Annotated in this window: 2 rRNA genes; both read right to left on the bottom strand. The window is 58.2% G+C overall.

The features are described from left to right. Positions 1-631 (bottom strand): 23S ribosomal RNA (locus ACFWGJ_RS43840); the annotation flags it as partial. A 316-nt stretch (positions 632-947) separates the two neighbouring features. After that, positions 948-1,026, bottom strand: a 16S ribosomal RNA gene (locus tag ACFWGJ_RS43835); the annotation flags it as partial.

Here is a 1,026-nt window from a genome sequence, read left to right as displayed (position 1 = left end):
GCGACGCTCCCACGGCTTGTAGGCACACGGTTTCAGGTACTATTTCACTCCGCTCCCGCGGTACTTTTCACCATTCCCTCACGGTACTATCCGCTATCGGTCACCAGGGAATATTTAGGCTTAGCGGGTGGTCCCGCCAGATTCACACGGGATTTCTCGGGCCCCGTGCTACTTGGGTGTCTCTCAAACGAGCCGTTGATGTTTCGACTACGGGGGTCTTACCCTCTACGCCGGACCTTTCGCATGTCCTTCGCCTACACCAACGGTTTCTGACTCGTCTCACAGCCGGCAGACTGTGAAAGAGAGATCCCACAACCCCGCATGCGCAACCCCTGCCGGGTCTCACACACATACGGTTTGGCCTCATCCGGTTTCGCTCGCCACTACTCCCGGAATCACGGTTGTTTTCTCTTCCTGCGGGTACTGAGATGTTTCACTTCCCCGCGTTCCCTCCACACACCCTATGTGTTCAGATGTGGGTGACAGCCCATGACGACTGCCGGGTTTCCCCATTCGGAAACCCCCGGATCAAAGCCTGGTTGACGGCTCCCCGGGGACTATCGTGGCCTCCCACGTCCTTCATCGGTTCCTGGTACCAAGGCATCCACCGTGCGCCCTTAAAAACTTGGCCACAGATGCTCGCGTCCACTGTGCAGTTCTCAAACAACGACCAACCACCCATCACCCCACCCTTCCGGGTGAGTGCACTGGGGCCGGCACTGAAGGCGACCAGTACGGCCGTACCCTCAGACACCCAACAGCGTGCCCGACACCCCCGACCCCCAGATCAGCTTTCCACGCCCCGAAGGACAGTACTTGCAGTCTGAGCAGACTGAGAGTGCCGAATAATCAACGTTCCACCCTTGAGCAACCAGCACCGGACATTCGCCGATGAACTGGCCTCTGGACCATCAGACAGAGTCTGACAGTCAAGAAGTGCTCCTTAGAAAGGAGGTGATCCAGCCGCACCTTCCGGTACGGCTACCTTGTTACGACTTCGTCCCAATCGCCAGTCCCACCTTCGAC

This window comes from Streptomyces sp. NPDC060205 (genome assembly GCF_042728395.1).
Lineage (GTDB): Bacteria > Actinomycetota > Actinomycetes > Streptomycetales > Streptomycetaceae > Streptomyces.
The sequence above is the reverse complement of the archived record's forward strand: the minus strand, read 5'-3'. Positions and strand labels throughout refer to the sequence as shown.